The sequence below is a fragment of the Pedobacter sp. genome (assembly GCF_965249885.1).
In the GTDB taxonomy this organism is placed as follows: domain Bacteria; phylum Bacteroidota; class Bacteroidia; order Sphingobacteriales; family Sphingobacteriaceae; genus Pedobacter.
In genome coordinates this window covers 2,266,618-2,285,147 of the sequence record NZ_OZ252254.1, presented here as the reverse complement: position 1 = coordinate 2,285,147, position 18,530 = coordinate 2,266,618, and the positions used below count along the sequence as shown (strand labels likewise).

Here is an 18,530-nt window from a genome sequence, read left to right as displayed (position 1 = left end):
TAGCTGGTTAAGTTTGCTTTACGCTCTTGATCGCTTTGTAAATCTCTTCTACATTTTTCTCCCAAGTATGCGTTTTGGCAAAATCAATGCGCTTTTGCTCCAACCCTGGGTTATTCTCTGTGAGCGCTTTTTCAGCAAGTTTTACGTAATTCTCCTTAGTCTCGGCAATGTAAACGTAGTCTTCAAACACACTCATAGCTTCAGTTTTAGTGGCTAAAGTTGGTCTTCCCATAGCTAAATACTCATCAATTTTACGCGGATAATTACCAATAGTAAGCGGATTTAACGCTTGCGGGTTCAAACAAATATCAAATCCTTTAATGTATGATGGCAAACTCTCCGGTTTTTGTGGGCCTAAAAAATGTACGTTTGGCATTTGATGAAGCTTACTTGCCTTAAAATCATCATCTTCGGGACCAACCAGCACCACGCTCCATTCTGGTTTTTGTTCGGCCAAATGAACCAATATTTGCTCATCTAAACGGATAGAAAGCAAAGCACCAACATAACCCAAAATTGGCTTCGGAATTACTGTTAAAGTTTCAGGCACTTTTACACTTTCATCATTCTTAAAAAGCGTAAAATCGCATCCTTGCCCTACATAAAACGAATTTGGATTGTATTGCTTGCAGTAATTGGCCAAGTAAACAGAGTTGGCCACACATAAGTCGCTTTTTTTGATTAACTCAGGCTCCAAATGTTTACCATGTTTCCCCCAATAAGGCGTTGCCAACAAGTTATCTCTCGAATAATAAATACTTAACGCTGGGTTCAGCAGTTCCTTTAAATGATAGCTTCTGAACATATCGCTATCATTAAATAGCATAAAATCCTTAAAATTTAATTGCTTTAATGCTTTTAGTATGGATTTAGCAAAACGCTTGTTATTGATTTTATTGAAGATGCGAAAAATAGAAGTTGGTTTGATCCAGTTGATAGATTCGTTGATTACATCGGGATAATATACCCAGAAATTAGGTGCAATTTGCTCCAATCCATTTTCTTCGCCTTTAATTACACGCACTCGCTTTTGTACGCCTTCGGTTGCCGCTTGCTGAAATTTAGTACGACGATCAAGCGGTGCATTAATGTACAACACACGGTTATGTTTGCTGAATTCAATGGCGATATCCTTGCAATTACTTCCAATTGGAGTATCCCAAGGTTGTTGACCAACTACAATAATGTCTCTATTTTCAATAATCGCCATATTTATGATTTATCTTGAACTCGCTTATATGCACTCACTCCCCTTACAAAACCAAGGATCCCAAAAATTACAGCAGGAAAGATCAGCAATTCTAAAGGCATAATTATCTATTTTCTTTATTCATTGGCTTAGCGCTATGAGGCGTAGCCATAAACGACTTTTTAGCTTTTCCTATACTTGCCAAGGCAATCATCATCCCAAACATTGCCCTAGGAATTTGCAATAAAGCAACGTATAATCTCTTATCAGCGTAAAAACGCTTTGGTATGGAAATAATTAAAGTAATGCACAAACTGGCAAATAAACTAATCCAAAAGACATTTGACGGTCCAAACGGATTAAAAAACGATTGTACTGCCAATACAAAAAGTAAAGCCAACAGCAACATTCTAGGCACTAAAAAAGTTTGTAAGGTTTTGTTAAAGAACTCGATATTGCCTTTAAATAACTGAACAAACCCCTCAAAAGCATATTTTTTGAGGAACTCAACCTGTGAAGCAATCCATCTGGTACGCTGCTTGGTAAAAACCTTTGCATTCTCTATCTTTTCATCGTATACATAAACATCGTTGAGATAAGCAATATGAACATTGTCCTTTGCAATCATAAAATCAAGCTGCTTATCTTCACCAACCGTTTCTCCAATATTGTTCAGCAAACTGAGGAAATAATTAAACTCAAAGGCCATCCCCGATCCAATTAACGCCGGCGACAAGCCCAGAATAGCATGGCTTTTTCTAAATAGATGATTGTTTACTTCTTCATTACAGGCGTCTAAAAACGCAAAACTACTATCCATATTTTTGGCTACCCGATGTGCTTGCACTACTTTATTTCCACCGTCAAAAGCGGCATTGAGATAAGTGAGACAATTATCGCTCATGATGTTATCTACATCCATTACCAACGCCATTTCAAAACCTTCATTTTTTAATTGGTTCATTGCAAATTGCATGGCTTTACCTTTGGTGCTTTTCTCAAAAAACACCTCAATTACTTTTGCACCCAAGCTCCGTAAAGTGTCCAACGTTTCGGGCAGCAAACCATCAGCGATCACCACCACCTCAAAAGTACCTTGATAGGCATGCGCAAGAGCAGATTTTACGCTATCAATAATCACCACATTTTCTTGGTAGGTAGGAAAAAGCACCGCTATTTTTCTAAAATGTTGCGTTTCCTTTTTTGATTTCGACATCGGCAGCAAGCCTACAACACCAAAAAAAGCCAGATAAGCACAATTGAGCAGCAGGTATATGCCCAACACCCAAAACAATAAATCAATTATGCTATAAAGTATATCCATCTGCTTCAATTTCTTTTTTAGGAGTATCTAACCAAGGTGCAATAAATACGAAAGACCATGACATAAACATGATTACTGAAGAAGGAATGGCGTTCATTACCTCGTTTCCGTAGCTACATATGAAACAGCCAACCGTCCCCGAGGTTAAAGCAATCATTTTTGTCTTCAGCTTTGGGTCTTGCAACTGCCACACAATACCGCTACATTTTCCAATGATATAACAATTAATTCCAAACCAAATGAACAAGCCAACTACGCCATACATCACCCAAACTTTAACCCAATAACTGTCAGGTTGTATGTTGGCAATGGGTTTATCGGCATTGTAAGTAGTACCGTTCATGCCGCTCATACCTAATCCCGCACCAAAAGGCTCATCACGTAGTAAATAGGCTAGTTTTTTTTGGTTCATCATCCTTACATTAAACGATGCATCTTTGGGATCAAGCGCACTACGCAATCGCATGACTTGAAAGCTATCATTACCAATAGTGGTATATTTTAAAATTCCTAAACCGCTTAAGGCAAAAGCACTTCCTATAATGAGTACCTTGAAATTCTTGCTTAAAAATAAGGCAAAAGCAATACCCGAAACCAATGCAAATAATGCGCCCCTGGTGCCAGAAATAGCCATTCCGTACAACATCACCAAAGCTATTGCGCCAAAAGCAAGTCTCTTGATTAATGAAAAAGGGCCCATGGCTAACACCAGTGCCATTACCGCCATAATAGCTTGCGAAGCGCCAAACTGGCCTGCATCCGAATAAATGGAGAAAACCCTAAGCGTGCCACCCAAAATATGTGTTACACTGTTTCCCGCATCAAGCCATTGCTGCTCGCCATTAGTTAAACCAATATAAAACTGCTTTACGCCGTACAAAGTGGCGAAGCAAGAAAAAAAGAAGATGAAAATAAAGAATCTATTTAAATCAGCTTTTTGATTGAAAAGTAGAAATACAATTGGTGCAATAAGCAACCAACTTAGGGCAGTAAACCGAAGCTCATTGAACCATCCTGTAAAACTTCCACCATAAGGATTTAGCACTTGAAGCACACTTATGCCAAACCATATAGCTGATAATAATACGTGCTCGTTCTTTAGCGCCTTCCAATTAAAACGATTGAGGTTAACCAAAATGCTGGCCCATGTAAGTAGCAAAATGGCATCCATAGCCAAACCTACCGGGATATTGAGAAAAGTTTTAACAACAAAGCCTAAGACGAAACAATAGCCAAAGTACACTACAAAGGCTACCCGGGGATTGTTAAAAGTAGCATATAAAAACGCTCCTGCTGCTGCCAAAGCCAAAACAGCAATTGGCCCCAAAAATCCGTATCGCACTACCGAGCCGGCAACACATAGAGAAAGGCTCATTGCTATTAAAAAAAATAGCCAAGCCTTTTTATTGTCGGCAATATGTACGTACAAATTTTTAAGCATAACGCTTATTTTCTTTTAACGCCGTTGATTAACCAGCCGATAAATTTTTCATCGCTGTTTAAGTGTCTGATTGCTTCTCTGTCTCTCTCACTTAATGAATTTCCAGCCATGAAAGTTGCTAAATACTTCTCCGTAAAAAGTATCCATTCACGTAAATCCGATTCACCGTTTACCGCATCTAGGTAAACAATAATGTAATCAAATTCATTTTTTAGGCCTCTAAAGATTTGAGCAATACTCAGATCATCCTTATTTTCTAATAACGATAGGCCTTCTAAATCTTTATTTAAGAAAGTAATGAGGTTATTTTTTTCTAAAGTGAAAGTCTTTAGTACAGTTTTTAAAGTTTGGTGGGTCGGGATATTCCATTTCTGGATCTCATTTGCCATTTCTGCATCTCCAATAAGTAGAATCTGCTTGTCTAATCTGGCAAAAGCATAGGCTAAACTTACCGCTGAAAATATGGTGAAATTTTCGGGATGAAGTCTAGTTAAACCCAACACCTTGTGATCTTTTTGGGCCAGGGACTGATTAATTTCGAATCTGGCTTCCCGTAACAAATTTTTATAAGTTGAAAACTGCTTATCATTTGCTGCGTTTTTCCAAATCTCGTCAATGTCACGGTTCTCCTTTCTAATGAAATTTAACTCGCCAATAACACGACCTTTAGTAGCAATTTCAAGCTGTTTTCTGTTGTTGATGGAATGATCCAGCACATGAATTACGAACAGCAAACCGAAACAGATAGCTATGCTGGCAATGCCGCTCAAAGCCATGTAAATCACTTTTCTTGAAGGCTCTGCAACGGTTGGTACGCCCTCTTGCTCTAATTGCAAGCGCAAACCAATGTTTTTATCTAAGTTAGTTTGATTGTAGCGGTTCAGTAGGTCTAAGTATTCTTTGGTAGCTACATCAGCATCACGCTCGTATTTTTGAACACCTGCATCAAACGGCACCATTGTCGAAAATTTAGCATTTAGTTTTGCCAACTCCCTATCGATATCTTGGATACTTGCCCTGGTTTTTTCTAAATCGATGCCTATCTCAATGCGGCGTTGTACCAAAGTTTGCTTCGCAATTACCGGATCAGCAACATACTGGTCATTAGATTTAGTTAATTGAATATCAAGTAACTGCTGTAAAGAATCAACTTTCTTCTTATCCACAGCTTTAAAACCACCGTCAATATAATCGTTGTTAGCCGCTTGCACCTTATTGCGTAACACGATTACAGTTTGGTTATCTCGTGAAACACCAGCGCCTAAATACTTATCTAAACCTCTATTATCCAGATTATTATTTACATTATTTAACGCCGACTGCAACGACTGCAAATCAATTAATGCTTGTGATTTCTTATTCTCGTAATCAATAATTTGCTGATATACAATTTGAGATTGCTTATCCAAATTCAGCACACGATTTTTGATTTTATACTCTTTCAGCTCTTGATTTTTTTGGTTCATCACCGCTTCTTTTTTCTGCAAAAGCGAATCAAGCACTAATATGGATTTGTTTTTATTACTAATCAGATCTTCACTGTAGTTGTTTACGAAATCGCTAGACAAGGTATTTACCACGAAAACTGATAGAAAAGTATTCTCAGAAGTGTACTCTACTGTTACAAAATCACTATTATCTTCGTGGGTAATGGATAGTTTTCTGCTGATAGCTTCAGCATCATATCCCATCGACTTTACCAAGTTATAAAGCTTAATATCGTAGTTATCGAAAGGCGTAAGTACTTGTTTTTTAATTAATCTTTCTTCAAAAAGCCTAATTGCCTCCTGCCTTTGCGCCGCCGTTAATGCATTGATATCATCGCTTTGCGGTTTAAAAGGTTTTTGAGGATTTCTCAAATCGTGTAATATCAAGCGGTAAGATAAAATGCTCATATTTTTGGGCATTACCATGATATCCATGATATTAGTGAATTGCTGATTGATCTTGATCAGCACATCGGGACCTGAGTAGGAAGGTACTTCTGGCGCTACCTGCCTCGATGGATCCAGTAAACCCGTAGACAGTTTAGCTTGAGATTTATATTGTTTTGGTAGATTTTTAACAAAAAGGTAGGTTACTAAAAGCGTAATAATAGGAATGGCTATAATTAACCACCTATATTTAGAAATGAGCCTTAAGAAATCCTTTAAATTCATAGCCGCTTATTTCACGTCCTCCAATTTTTGGCCAATTAGCGCCTCCAAATTATCTTTTGCCCTCAACATATTCAATTCCGACTGTAATTTTTCGGAACTTGAAATAGAAGTTAAGGATTTAGCTTTACTGTAAACATCTAATGAAACCTCGCCTTTTTCAAATTTATACCTCAGTGCATCGCTAGCTGTTTTGTTATCAATGTACGCCTGATTCTTCACCTTAAGATCATTTAACCATTGTAAATACTCAAAATATCTTTGTCGCACTTCAGAAGTTAACAGGATATCGTATTCTTTGGTTTGATAGGCGGCAGAATTATATTCCTCCCTTGCTTGTTTAACCAGAGATGGTGTGCGGGCAAACAATCCTAAGTTAAGGTACACTCCAAATTGGAAACCATTAATGGAATATGGATTGGTGGCATCAATGATAGAAGCATTATCTGGTCTGTAAAAATATGACACATTTAAAGACTCCAAATAGCCTGCCTTAGCCACACCAACCTTAGCCTTTGCACTTAGCTCACTAGCTTTATACATTTTCCTTTTCGGATAATATTCCTTAGCTAAATCAATATATTTTTGCAGCAGTGGTGTATTAATTTGGCTCGTGATATCATTCTGAGCCTTTATCTGCACACTAACTGCCATTACAAGCAATATAATAAAAAACCTTTTTACTGACATAATTTAGGTTTTATACCTTCTCTTTTTGGAAAAGCACAGGTACGGTCATTAATATTATCTTCAAGTCTAACCATACTGAGAACTTTTTGTTGTAAAAGTTATCTAGTTTTTTGCGTTCACGATCAGACATGTCGCTTTTTCCTCTTTTAATAATTTGCCATAAGCCAGTAATTCCGGCGGGTCCTAAAAACCGCATCGACCATTCATTTGTGGTTAGTAGCTCTGCTTCATATAAAGGTAGTGGCCGGTTACCAACAATGGACATATCACCTTTTACCACATTAAACAATTGTGGTAGCTCATCGATACTAGAATTCCTTAAAAAATTACCTAGTTTGGTTACACGTGGATCATTTTTCATTTTAAAGAAAGCTGAATCACCATATTGGTTTGCAGACGTTGCAATCAAATTCTCTACTTCTTTGTCCGCATTTACACGCATCGACCTGAACTTATAAAAGTCGAAAATTTTATAGCCGGTACCCACACGCTTACTAGTGTAAAATACAGGCCCTTTCGAATCAAGTTTAATGAGGATAGCGATAATGATAAAGAAAGGACTTAAAAGCACCAATGCCAGTATAGAAATTGTCAAGTCCAAAAGGCGTTTCATTACTGGAATTTTATATTGCTGAAGGGGCGCTTCCGGCAAATCTTTAAGCTGTTCGTTAAGAATTTTGTAGGCAGATAAGTATTGCAACCTCAACTTCACATCGGCAAAAGGAATTGTTGGCGAATAACAATCTGCTACACGAGCGGCAAAAGCTTGCGCTGTAACAGCTGGATCGTTTTCAGTGAGCAGAAATACCACTACTAAATTTCTACTTAGCCAGTTTTTCTTCAGTGTTTCTACCAATCCCATGGCATCGGCTACTTCGGCTGGATTTACTTCAAGCAATATATTTACGTCTAGTTCGTAAACAGAGAGCTTTCCTACCATCTCGGCTAGTTGAGCAAAGCTATCGGCTTTTCTAACGGTACCTCCGTCAGAAAAAGTTGCGTTAATATCGTTGTCGTATCGCTCAGCACAGTAAATGATATTAACCCTAGATTGAGGCATGCCAAAGGAACTATTTGCTTGCATTGATTGAGTCTAGTTTTAATAGATGCTGTATACTTTCTTTCAATTTATTAGGGTTGAACGGCTTCGGCATCAAAAGGTTAAAGTGGTATGGAAGCTTTTCAACTAAATCCTCCAAGGAATAGGCTGCAGATAATAAAATAATTGGGATATCTCTATAGTATCCGCTGGTTTTCAAACTTCTCACGAAATCTAAGCCATCTACATACGGCATCTCCAAGTCCGATATAATTAGGTCAGGCATGTGGCCTTCGTCCATCCAACTGATAGCTTCCAAACCATTGTTATGGATTACCAATTCATAATCTTTTTTAAGGATAAACTCCAAAAGTTTCAGCACGGTAATCTCATCATCCACCAGTAAAATCAACTTTTTATTTGAACCTGCTTTCATACTTGAAGATGGCATCGTATTCACAAATTTTTAGAACGAACTAAGCTATCAATAAAAACTTAAATTCTACTCCTTTTTGTGATATTTTCCGAAGATGCCCTTAAATTAACTCAATTTGTCTTTTGATACTCTCTTCTAATGAAATAAGCGTTTCAGTACGTTGTATACCTTTTACTGCTTGAATTTCCTCGTTTAACACGTGGCGTAAATGGTCTGTGTCCCTACAAGTGATTTTTGCGAACATACTATAAGCACCGGTGGTATAGTGCAACTCTACCACTTCTTTAATCCTGCTCAATTGCTCTACAGCATCTTTGTACAACGAGCCCTTCTCTAAATAAATCCCTAAAAATGCTGTAATATCGTAGCCAGCTTTCCTAGGATCAATGATAAGATGCGATCCTCTGATGATTCCCATATCGGCCAATTTCTTCATACGCACATGGACAGTACCGCCCGAAACGATAAGCTCTTTTGCAATTTCAGTATAAGGCTTAGTGGCATCCTGCATTAGCTGAGTAAGAATTTGAATATCTAGGTTATCAATTTCTAAATTTTGAGTTTCCTTTTTGAGCATAAATTATATTTTTGTTAATGATTTATAAAAATAAATGAAAATATAATAAAAATAAAATTAATTCATTAAAAAATTTGCAACATATTTATTAAACGTCCTATATTTGTTTCAAGCAAATGCCAGTAGGCGGCTTATAGTTTTCAATAAATAGCTCATAGTTAATTGCATATTGAAAACTGAAAAATTGAAATACTAAAATGTAGGGTGGTGAAATTGGCAGACACACCTCCTTGTCTCGGTGGTAGAGGATAATGGGAAAGCCGGAAACGGAACAACCACTCTATGAAGGTTCGACTCCTTCCCCTACAGCAGTAAACAGTTCGCGGTAATCAGTTTGCAGTTTTTACAACTGCTAATTGGAAGCTGAAAACTGTAAAACTAACAACAATGTTGGGTGGTGAAATTGGCAGACACACCTCCTTGTCTCGGTGGTGGGGATTATGGGATAAACGCAGTTTATGGGTTGACCACAAATTAATTTTGAACTGTAGCTAACTACCCCTTGAAGGTTCGACTCCTTCCCCAACAGCCATTTTTATAAATAATAAGTTAGTTAAGGAAGCGGTTCTGGATTGGATCGCTTTTTTTTATTTCTATTATTCTTTCAAAGATCAAACTTTGCGTTTACACTGGATCGTCATTGCGAGGAGGAACGACGAAGCAATCTTACAACGTCAAAAAAAATACGATAGCTTTAAGATTGCTTCGTACCTCGCAATGACGTGGTGCCAATGAAATGCAGCATCAAAGATACAAATTAATAATTTAGATATTCTTTTCAGGAATTATCTAAAAATATTTCAATACTTTTTATGTATTAGAATCAATTTAATAAAAATTGATCTTATTCGTATTTGCTAACCTGCATTAAATCGAGTTTTTTGAGACGTAGCGGGAACGCCAACTTTGGAAACGAGCGTATCATAGGAATATGTTAAAGACAACGCTGATTGTTGGCGCCCTCCCTAATGCTCAATAAAAAAGTCCTCCCAGTTAGCATAAACCAACAAGGAGGACTTTAATCAATGGATATTTATTACTTTATTCCGTACTTATCACTGAATTTTTTGTCCAACTGCTTGTGCAAATTATCCAAATTGATATCTCTTCCTTGAATAAAAGCCTTTTCGATTTTGTTGGTTCTCATGTCCAACGCATCTCCAGTTGAAATAAATAACGTAGCATCTTTACCAACCTCTAAGCTTCCGGCAGTTTTATCAATACCTAAAATTTTAGCGGTATTTAAGGTAATGGTTTGCAATGCCTTTTCCTTATCCAAACCCCAAGTGGCTACTGTACCGGCCATAAAAGGCAAGTTGCGTTGCTGCCAAAAGTTTTCGATACTAATAGCAACGGTAACCCCAGCATTGTACAAAATTGCTGCGTTTTTGTAAGGCATATTCACATCGTCATCAATGTTAGTTGGCAACGAGTGTGGCTGATTTACAATCACCGCTACATTATTCTGTTTCAGAAAATCGGTGATCAGATAGGCCTCACTACCGCCAATAATTACTGGCGCTATGTTAAATTTCTTAGCAAAATTAACCGCAGCTACGATATCTTTTTGTGTATTAGCAGAGATGTACAATTTTTGTTCGCCTTTAAACAACTTAGCCATTGCAGCCATACGTGTGTTGGTTTCGGCAGGTTTAGGTCCTTCATTATAGGCTTTCGCTTCTTCAAAAAACGATGTTAATTCTGCAATTGCAGCTTGCGTACGTTCAGCAAATGACTCTGCAGAAAAACCTGGGCGACCACCAAAACCTCTGAAACGAGGAGTAGCAGGCCAGTTTACATGCATTCCATCGTCCGTTTTAACAGCTGCATCTTCCCAATTCCAAGCATCTAACTGCACCACTGAAGAGCTTCCAGAAATTGAACCACCGCTAGGTCTAATTTGCGCCATCAACACACCGTTACTGCGTAGCGTTGCTGGTATTTTAGAATCCGTATTATAGGCTACTAAAGAGCGGATATGCGGATTTAAGTTACCAATTTCCTGAAAATCCAAAGTAGCTTTAACCGACTCGAACTCCACTAAGCCCACCGTATTTACTGGAGCTATAAAACCCGGATACACATGTTTGCCACTTATGCTAATCAACTCGGCGTCATTTGTAGCAAACTTCACTGTTGTAGCATCGCCAACACCCGTGATTTTTCCTTTTTCAAATACCACATAACCGTTGTTAATTACAGTGCCGTTACCCGTGTGAACCACGCCACCCAACAAAATCACTTTTTTAGTTTGGGATTTGGCAGGTGAAATATTAGCTTGCGCAAAAGCGGACACACTTGCCGCTAAGGCAACAAATAAGGTTAAAATTTTCTTATTCATGGTGATGTCCTCCTTCTGCATTAATTGCTTCGAAACCGTTTGAATAATCACTTGCAGTTTCGCAGTTGTATAACGTTGAGGTAGTGCCCATTGGACGTTGGGTTCTGCCTCCTTTGTTTTTGCTATCAATCATTTTTTGTACTAGCCTTGCCCTTTCAGCCTGTTGCTGTTTCAATTTTTGAGCATCTTTCTCGATGTCCCAATACAACACGCCATCTACAAAAGTTTTTTCCGCTTTAGCGTAAATAGAAAGTGGATTATCAGACCAAATTACCACGTCGGCATCCTTGCCTACTTTTAAACTTCCCACCTTATCATCAATGTGCAACATCTTAGCTGGGTTTAACGATACAAATTTGAACGCTTCCTCTTCTGGAACACCTCCGTACAATACCGCTTTACCCGCCTCTTGGTTTAAGCGACGAGCCATCTCCGCATCATCAGAGTTGAATGCAGTGGTAATGCCCACGTTGTGCATGATTTTTCCATTGTAAGGAATTGCTTCGGCCACCTCAAATTTATAAGCCCACCAATCAGAGAAAGTTGAGGCAGCAATACCGTGAGCTTTCATTTTATCAGCCACTTTATAACCTTCCAAAATGTGTGTGAAAGTATTGATTTTAAAACCTAAACTATCAGCCACATGCATCAACATGTTAATTTCTGACTGTACATAAGAGTGACAAGTGATGAAACGTTTGTTATTTAAAATCTCCACCAAAGCATCCAATTCTAAATCTCTACGCACATTATTTCCTTTAACTTTTAGTGCAGCTTCGTAATCTTTAGCACGGGTAAAAGCATCCACAAATGTTTGCTCAACGCCCATACGGGTTACAGGAAAACGTTGCCCGCTACCGAAATTACTTTGTTTTACGTTTTCACCTAGGGCGAATTTGATAAAACCATCTGCACCAGCAAATTTTAATTCCTCTGGCAATTTGCCCCAACGCAATTTGATTAACTGCGACTGGCCACCGATTGGATTTGCCGAACCATGCAGGATTTGAGAAGTGGTAACGCCACCAGCCAACTGACGGTAAATATTAACATCTTCCGAATTGATGATATCACCAATGCGAACCTCTGAAGAAACTGACTGAGCACCTTCGTTGATACCACCTGAGCCAGCAATATGCGAATGTTCATCAATGATACCTGGTGTGATATGTTTGCCAGTAGCATCAATCACTTTTGCAGCACCTGCCGCTAAGTTTTTGCCTACTGCTTTGATTTTTCCATTCTCCAAAAGCACATCTGCATTTTGCAAAATACCGTCTTTCTCGTTAGTCCATACGGTTGCATTTTTCAATAACACGCTTTCTGCTTTTGGTAAGGCTTCGTTTCCAAACGACTGGAAAGGATAAATTAGTGGGCCGTTAGCTAGAGTAGGTTTTGGCTCTTCTTTTTTAGGCATTTCTTTTCCAGCTTCTTTAAAAGTGGCTGTCCACTTGCCCTCGCTTCCATCACTTAAAGCAGCCTCACCTTTCATAGCAATTGGTGATTCCGAAGAGATATAGCCAGTTAAGCGGACATCGCCTTTTGGATTTTTCTTCAAGTTGAAGCTCAAGGTTACCCAATCGCCGTTTCTGCCTAAGGTAGCTGTAGTTTTAACACTGTCAGCGCCTGTACGCTCAATCGACGCAGCAGTTGGGCCGGTTATTTTTAAAGTTAAAGCACCAACACCATCAACGTTCAAATTATAAACGCCTTTTAAGTCGCTTACATCCATTTTGTTTACGATGTAGCGTTTGCCTTGCACCCAATTTTCGTGGATGATATTGTTGCTTTTGAATAAATTATCAGAAGTGATCAAGAAATTGGCCAATTTACCTTTTTCAATAGATCCCACTTTATCACCGATGCCTAACATTTTCGCAGGCACCTCGGTAACCGCAAGTAAAGCTTGTTTTTCCGTTAAACCGTTTTCTATCGCAGTGCGGATATTTGCCCAAAATTCGCGGCTATTATCCAACCCAAATGCAGTTAATGCGAAATTGATCCCTGCTTTTTCCAACACACCAGGATTGCTTGCAGCCATTTCCCAAGCTTTCATTTGTGCCAAGGTTACGTTTCTCGCTTCTGCGGGATCTTCCACATCGTAAGCTTTTGGATAAGCGATAGGCACAATTAAGCTTGCACCAGTTGCCTTAACAGCATCAATGCGCTGATACTCATCGCCACCAGCTTTAATGATGTATTGCTTGCCAAACTCCTTCGCTATTTTATCAGCACGTAGGATATTTGCCCATCCATCAGCTTCAAAAATCTGAGGTAAACCTTGTTGCTTGTTAAATTCATCTAGGGAGATATTGTACTCCTCTTTTTGGTTTTTATACCAAGTGGCATCCAAATAAGTTTGACGTAACAAAGCGATAGATCCCATTAACGAAGTTGGGTAGTCATTAGTTGAACTGCCTTTGCTGAATGAATAGTTGGCAGCTGTTTGATCTTTCAATATCACTTTGTGCTCAAACTCATCATTTAGTGTTACCGCAGCCGAGGTACCACGAGCGATACCATCTCTATTGATCACATTTACACTACCGAAACCTGCCTTACGAAGTTCGTCAGCCTTTTTGTTGTCGATAGAAAAGATGGTTCTCACTTCAGTTTCTGGCCTGATGGCAGCATTCCAGTTGTAAGCACCTTTTTTCTGCGTAGTGAAAATGGATTGACGCTGACCGCCGAAGCCGCCACGACCCGAAGATGCACTGGCATCAACTGGAACGCCATAGCTAGTAAACGCATCAATTAATGAGGGATAGATGTACTTTCCTTTAAGGTCGATTACTACATATCCTTTAGGGATGGTAGTGCCGGCGCCCACAGATTGGATCACCTGGTTTTTAATTAGCAAAGTACCATTGCTAATGGTTTGGTTAGCATTTACTACAATGGTTGCATTAGTAAAGGCATATTGCCCACTTCGCACGTCAAACGAACCATTCACAGGAAAGGTTTGTTGCGCAAATGCAATCACAGTAGAAAATACCAACGCAAGCGCTAGTAAAATTTTCTTCATGTTAGTTAATGTTTAGAATTATGGCTTAAAGCTATTTATAATTCTAATGTATTTAAATAACTAACACATTTTTTACTTAAATTTCAATATACTTTTTTCGAAATAAAACTTTTCCTGCTACAACTTTGCTATCTATTTAATAAAAACCAACTGTTCCGCCTGATGTCGAAACAAAATAGGCCTGACGGGGCGTGAATTTAATGTCAGTGAATTTATATAAGTGTACGTTGTGAGGAAACGATAAAATTGCATACAACTTCAATTTTATCTAAGTTTGGAAAAAATAAAAAACAAAACATGGAATCATTATACCCAATATTGAAAAGTGCGCACTCAGGCTGGCGTTACATCGTTTTAATTCTTTTAGTAGTTGCAATTCTACAAGCATTAAGTGGCTGGTTTGGCAAAAAGGCTTATACTGAAGGTAACCGAAAACTAAACGTATTTACTTTAATTAGTGCACACATCCAATTCCTAATGGGCATTGGACTATATGTTTTAAGTCCGCTAACCAAAGGTCCAACTAGCGAAGCTTTATATCGTTACTGGAAAATGGAGCATATTGCTATCATGATTGCTGCTGTTGTTTTGATTACCATTGGAAATACAAGATCAAAAAAAGTGGCAGATGCCGTGGCTAAACATAAGTCAGTTGCCATTTTCTTCGGCATTGCGCTAATTTTAATTATCGCTTCTATCGCTATGATGGTAAAAAATGATCCATCTAGATCGTTTTTTGGAGTTTCATAGTTGATATTTGCCACCGATAAACAGCTATTTCTTTTATTGATATCATAAAATTATCTGTGTATCGGCGACTAAAACAATAAAATTTTTCAAAATATTTTGATTATTTAACATTTTGTATAAATTTGCTTTACAATGATTAACAAAATAAACACTTGGCACTGGCGTACTAACTCGAAAGAAAGTTTCGTCAATGACTTGTGCAAAATATAGTTTATCAACCTAAACCTAAACTTAAACCACATTCAAAACCCGACGGAACCACACGTCGGGTTTTTTTATTTGGATTTTTCTGTGAAGCGAGCAACAGGGAAGTCAAAAAAATGATTAAAGTATAAAACAGATTGCTTCGTCAACTTCTCGCAACGACGAAAAAACACAGAAATGAATAACTTCAAGATAAGTACCTACAGCAAAAAAAGGCTAGCCGATACTACTACACCCGTAAGCATTTATTTGCGATTAAGAGATGTGTTTACTAACACCATTCTTTTAGAAAGTTCTGATTACCATAGCCGCGAAAATGCCACAAGTTATGTTTGCGCTGAGCCAGTAGCGGGAATCATTTTAAAAAATGGAGAACTGAGCATTAGCTATCCCGACGGCAAAACCGAAATCACAACCGACTTCAACCTTTCTGAAGAAATTACTGCTTTTAAAAATAAGTTCCAGCCTATTTCTAACTTGGAATCAAAGCATATTTCAAGCGGTTTATTTGGTTACTTCACTTGGAACACCGTTCAGTATTTTGAAGATATTAAGTTTTCATCAGCTACGCCAGAGGAAGACAAAATTCCTGAAATGCAGTATCACATTTACAGGCATATCATTGCCATAGACCACTTCAAAAACGAAATCACTTTGTTCAAAAATGCTTTTAATGATGATGAAAGCGAAGATTTGAGCAAAATGGAATACATCATCCAAAATAAAAACTTTCCAGAATATGGTTTCAGTACGGATGGTGAAGAAAACTCCAATTTAACCGACCAAGGCTTTATGGACATGGTGGAGAAATTGAAGAAGCACATTTATAGAGGTGATGTTTTTCAAATTGTTCCATCTAGAGCCTTTAGTCAAGGTTTTTTAGGAGATGAATTTAACGTTTACCGCTGCCTTCGTTCTATTAACCCATCGCCTTATTTATTTTATTTCGATTATGGTAGTTTCAAACTTTTTGGCTCATCGCCAGAAGCGCAAATTACCATCAAAAATGAAACTGCCAATATTTTCCCAATTGCTGGTACGTTTAAAAGAAGTGGCAATGATGAAGAAGACGCAAAAATTGCAAAGGCATTAGAAAACGATCCGAAGGAAAGCGCCGAACATGTAATGCTGGTTGATTTGGCCAGAAACGATTTGAGCAGACATTGCAAGCAAGTGGAAGTAAAATCATTCAAAGAGGTGCAGTACTATTCTCATTTGATCCACTTGGTTTCTAAAGTGAGCGGCCAATTACAACAACAAGGAAGCGCTTTCAAAGTGGTAGCAGATACTTACCCAGCGGGAACCTTGAGCGGCGCACCGAAATACCGAGCCATGCAACTGATTGACGAAAATGAGAACTTGGGCCGTAACTTTTATGCCGGTGCTATTGGTTACATGGGCTTTAACGATGATTTCAATCATGCCATTATGATTAGAACCTTCATGAGCAAAAACAACAAATTGCATTATAGAGCTGGTGCCGGCATTGTGGCTGATTCAGTAGCTGCAACAGAGCTTAACGAAGTAAATAACAAAATTGCCGCTTTGCGTAGAGCAATTGAAATGGCAACTGAAATTTAGATTTTTGATTTACGAATTACGATTTAGAAATGAGCGATAATAAAAATGTAGTGCTAGTGATAGACAACTACGATAGTTTTACCTATAATTTAGTGCACTTAATTAACGAGATAGGTTACGATACCGAAGTTTGGAGAAACGATAAGTTTGAACTGGCAGATGTTGATCAATACGATAAAATTCTGCTTTCTCCAGGGCCAGGTATTCCTGAAGAAGCTGGATTACTATTAGACGTGATTAAAACTTATGCCCCAACCAAAAGTATTATGGGTGTTTGCTTAGGTCAGCAGGCCATTGCCGAAGCATTTGGCGGTAGTTTATTGAATCTGGGACGACCAATGCATGGGATCAGCACGCCAGTAAACAAAACCGTTGAAGACGAACTGTTATTTGAAAACATATCGGCTCCATTTGAAGTGGGTAGGTATCACAGTTGGGTAGTTGATCCAGCAAATTTACCCGACAGCCTAATTGTAACGGCTGTAGATGAAGATGGGCAGATCATGTCGCTTAGACACAAAGAACTTGACGTTTGTGGCGTACAATTTCACCCTGAAAGTGTATTAACTCCCGAGGGAAAACAGATGATGAAAAATTGGCTGGAAGGGAAGTCAAAATTAATAAGTTAAGCGTATAAAGTTAAATTTAGAAAATCCTACCATAACCCTAACGTCATTGCGAGGAACGAAGCAATCTTAAAGCGAAAGTTTGAATCAACAGATTGCTTCGTTCCTCGCAATGACGACCAAGATAAATACATGAGCCAAAATATTTTAGACAAAATCGTTTTACGTAAAAAAGAAGAAGTAGCCTTAGCTAAACAACAGCTAAGCGTTAAGGAGCTAGAAAGCAACCCCACGTTTGCTAGAACCCCATACCGTTTTAAGGATTTCCTTTTAGCTGACGACCGGACTGGAATTATTGCAGAGTTTAAAAAGCAATCGCCCTCCAAAGGCATAATTAATGGCAATGCCGATGTAAAAAGCATTACACAAGCGTATAATGCTGCTGGAGCTTCTGCACTGTCAGTTTTAACGGATACCGATTTTTTCGGTGGCAAAAAAGAGGATCTGTTACAAGCCCGCAGCGTAAATGAAATTCCTATTTTGAGGAAAGACTTTATGATTGACGAGTACCAAATTTTGGAAGCAAAGGCATGGGGAGCTGATATCATTTTGCTAATTGCGGCCATATTAACCCCACAGCAAATTGCTGATTATGGGAAACTAGCACAGAGCTTAGGTTTAAATGTGCTATTGGAGGTTCATGATTTAGCCGAGCTAGAAAGAAGTATTTGTCCGCATTTGGATGCCATTGGTGTAAACAATCGCAACTTAGGTAATTTTACCGTTAACATTCAGACTTCTTTTGATTTAGTGGATAAAATTCCTACTGACTTTTTAAAGATTTCCGAAAGTGCCATTAGCAACCCGCAAACCATTAAGGATTTAAAACAGGTTGGCTTTCAAGGGTTTTTGATTGGTGAAAATTTCATGAAAACGGAGAACCCTGGACTGGCGATTGAAAGTTTTGTGAATGAGTTGTAGCGATGAAAACAGAAACATCATTGTCACTTTAGTGTAGCTAAAGCTTTGCAAGAAAGAAATCTTTGGACTTATCAAACACGTTCAAAGATTTCTCAATTTTATTTTGTTCACTCGAAATGACCGCAAGGTATTCTAAACAATTAAAACAACTACTAACTGTAAGTTTGCTTCTCCGATCTACCGGCGCAAACAGTGCCTAGCAAGAACGGAAGAATAACTGTCCCTGACCC

General features: G+C 38.4%; 14 protein-coding genes and 2 tRNA genes. 6 read left to right on the top strand and 10 right to left on the bottom strand.

Going from position 1 to position 18,530, the window contains the following annotated elements; all coding sequences use genetic code 11:
• Positions 1 to 7: 7 nt before the first annotated feature.
• The 8 genes from ACY2A0_RS09815 to ACY2A0_RS09780 form a co-directional block, all read right to left on the bottom strand.
• The gene (locus ACY2A0_RS09815; RefSeq protein WP_461789277.1) at positions 8 to 1,210 is read right to left on the bottom strand and encodes a glycosyltransferase; all 1,203 of its coding nucleotides are present in this window, start codon (positions 1,208 to 1,210) and stop codon (positions 8 to 10) included.
• 103 nt (positions 1,211 to 1,313) lie between these two features.
• On the bottom strand, positions 1,314 to 2,513 hold the full coding sequence (locus ACY2A0_RS09810) for a glycosyltransferase family 2 protein (RefSeq protein ID WP_461789276.1): 1,200 nt from the start codon (positions 2,511 to 2,513) through the stop codon (positions 1,314 to 1,316).
• On the bottom strand, positions 2,497 to 3,954 hold the full coding sequence (locus ACY2A0_RS09805) for an O-antigen ligase family protein (RefSeq protein ID WP_461789275.1): 1,458 nt from the start codon (positions 3,952 to 3,954) through the stop codon (positions 2,497 to 2,499). Before ACY2A0_RS09805 ends, ACY2A0_RS09810 begins: the two co-directional genes overlap by 17 nt.
• 5 nt (positions 3,955 to 3,959) lie before the next feature.
• Positions 3,960 to 6,113, bottom strand: a complete 2,154-nt coding sequence (locus ACY2A0_RS09800) for an exopolysaccharide transport family protein (protein WP_461789274.1) — start codon at positions 6,111 to 6,113, stop codon at positions 3,960 to 3,962.
• A gap of 6 nt (positions 6,114 to 6,119) precedes the next feature.
• Complete coding sequence (locus ACY2A0_RS09795) at positions 6,120 to 6,800, bottom strand: TolC family protein (protein ID WP_461789273.1); 681 nt, start codon at positions 6,798 to 6,800, stop codon at positions 6,120 to 6,122.
• Between the two features lie 10 nt (positions 6,801 to 6,810).
• Entirely contained in the window at positions 6,811 to 7,884 is a 1,074-nt protein-coding gene (locus ACY2A0_RS09790; protein ID WP_461789272.1) for a sugar transferase, read from the bottom strand.
• Positions 7,871 to 8,290, bottom strand: a complete 420-nt coding sequence (locus ACY2A0_RS09785; RefSeq protein ID WP_461789271.1) for a response regulator — start codon at positions 8,288 to 8,290, stop codon at positions 7,871 to 7,873. Before ACY2A0_RS09785 ends, ACY2A0_RS09790 begins: the two co-directional genes overlap by 14 nt.
• Before the next feature lie 85 nt (positions 8,291 to 8,375).
• Positions 8,376 to 8,852 carry an Lrp/AsnC ligand binding domain-containing protein gene (locus tag ACY2A0_RS09780; RefSeq protein ID WP_113639362.1) on the bottom strand — a complete coding sequence of 159 codons (477 nt, stop codon included), beginning with the start codon at positions 8,850 to 8,852 and terminating at the stop codon, positions 8,376 to 8,378.
• A 198-nt stretch (positions 8,853 to 9,050) separates the two neighbouring features.
• Here ACY2A0_RS09780 and ACY2A0_RS09775 point away from each other — a divergent pair.
• Positions 9,051 to 9,161: transfer RNA gene (locus ACY2A0_RS09775), tRNA-Asp, on the top strand.
• Between the two features lie 79 nt (positions 9,162 to 9,240).
• Positions 9,241 to 9,384, top strand: a tRNA-Asp gene (locus tag ACY2A0_RS09770).
• Positions 9,385 to 9,888: 504 nt separating this feature from the next.
• Here the strand turns inward: ACY2A0_RS09770 and ACY2A0_RS09765 are convergent.
• Both ACY2A0_RS09765 and ACY2A0_RS09760 read right to left on the bottom strand, forming a co-directional pair.
• Positions 9,889 to 11,214 (bottom strand): amidohydrolase family protein, encoded by a 1,326-nt coding sequence (locus tag ACY2A0_RS09765; RefSeq protein WP_461791432.1) that lies wholly within the window; start codon positions 11,212 to 11,214, stop codon positions 9,889 to 9,891.
• Positions 11,186 to 14,218 carry an amidohydrolase family protein gene (locus ACY2A0_RS09760; protein WP_461789269.1) on the bottom strand — a complete coding sequence of 1,011 codons (3,033 nt, stop codon included), beginning with the start codon at positions 14,216 to 14,218 and terminating at the stop codon, positions 11,186 to 11,188. The genes ACY2A0_RS09765 and ACY2A0_RS09760 overlap by 29 nt, the downstream gene beginning before the upstream one ends.
• A gap of 297 nt (positions 14,219 to 14,515) precedes the next feature.
• On the opposite strand from ACY2A0_RS09760, the gene ACY2A0_RS09755 reads away from it, so the two are divergent.
• The 4 genes from ACY2A0_RS09755 to trpC all read left to right on the top strand — a co-directional run bounded on the left by ACY2A0_RS09755 (position 14,516) and on the right by trpC (position 18,300).
• Positions 14,516 to 14,968 carry a cytochrome B gene (locus ACY2A0_RS09755; protein WP_461789268.1) on the top strand — a complete coding sequence of 151 codons (453 nt, stop codon included), beginning with the start codon at positions 14,516 to 14,518 and terminating at the stop codon, positions 14,966 to 14,968.
• Positions 14,969 to 15,349: 381 nt separating this feature from the next.
• On the top strand, positions 15,350 to 16,753 hold the full coding sequence (locus ACY2A0_RS09750; RefSeq protein WP_461789267.1) for an anthranilate synthase component I family protein: 1,404 nt from the start codon (positions 15,350 to 15,352) through the stop codon (positions 16,751 to 16,753).
• A 29-nt stretch (positions 16,754 to 16,782) separates the two neighbouring features.
• Positions 16,783 to 17,382 (top strand): anthranilate synthase component II, encoded by a 600-nt coding sequence (locus ACY2A0_RS09745; RefSeq protein WP_461789266.1) that lies wholly within the window; start codon positions 16,783 to 16,785, stop codon positions 17,380 to 17,382.
• 129 nt (positions 17,383 to 17,511) lie between these two features.
• Positions 17,512 to 18,300, top strand: coding sequence for an indole-3-glycerol phosphate synthase TrpC (trpC, locus tag ACY2A0_RS09740; RefSeq protein ID WP_461789265.1), 789 nt, complete (start codon positions 17,512 to 17,514; stop codon positions 18,298 to 18,300).
• Positions 18,301 to 18,530: the final 230 nt, after the last annotated feature.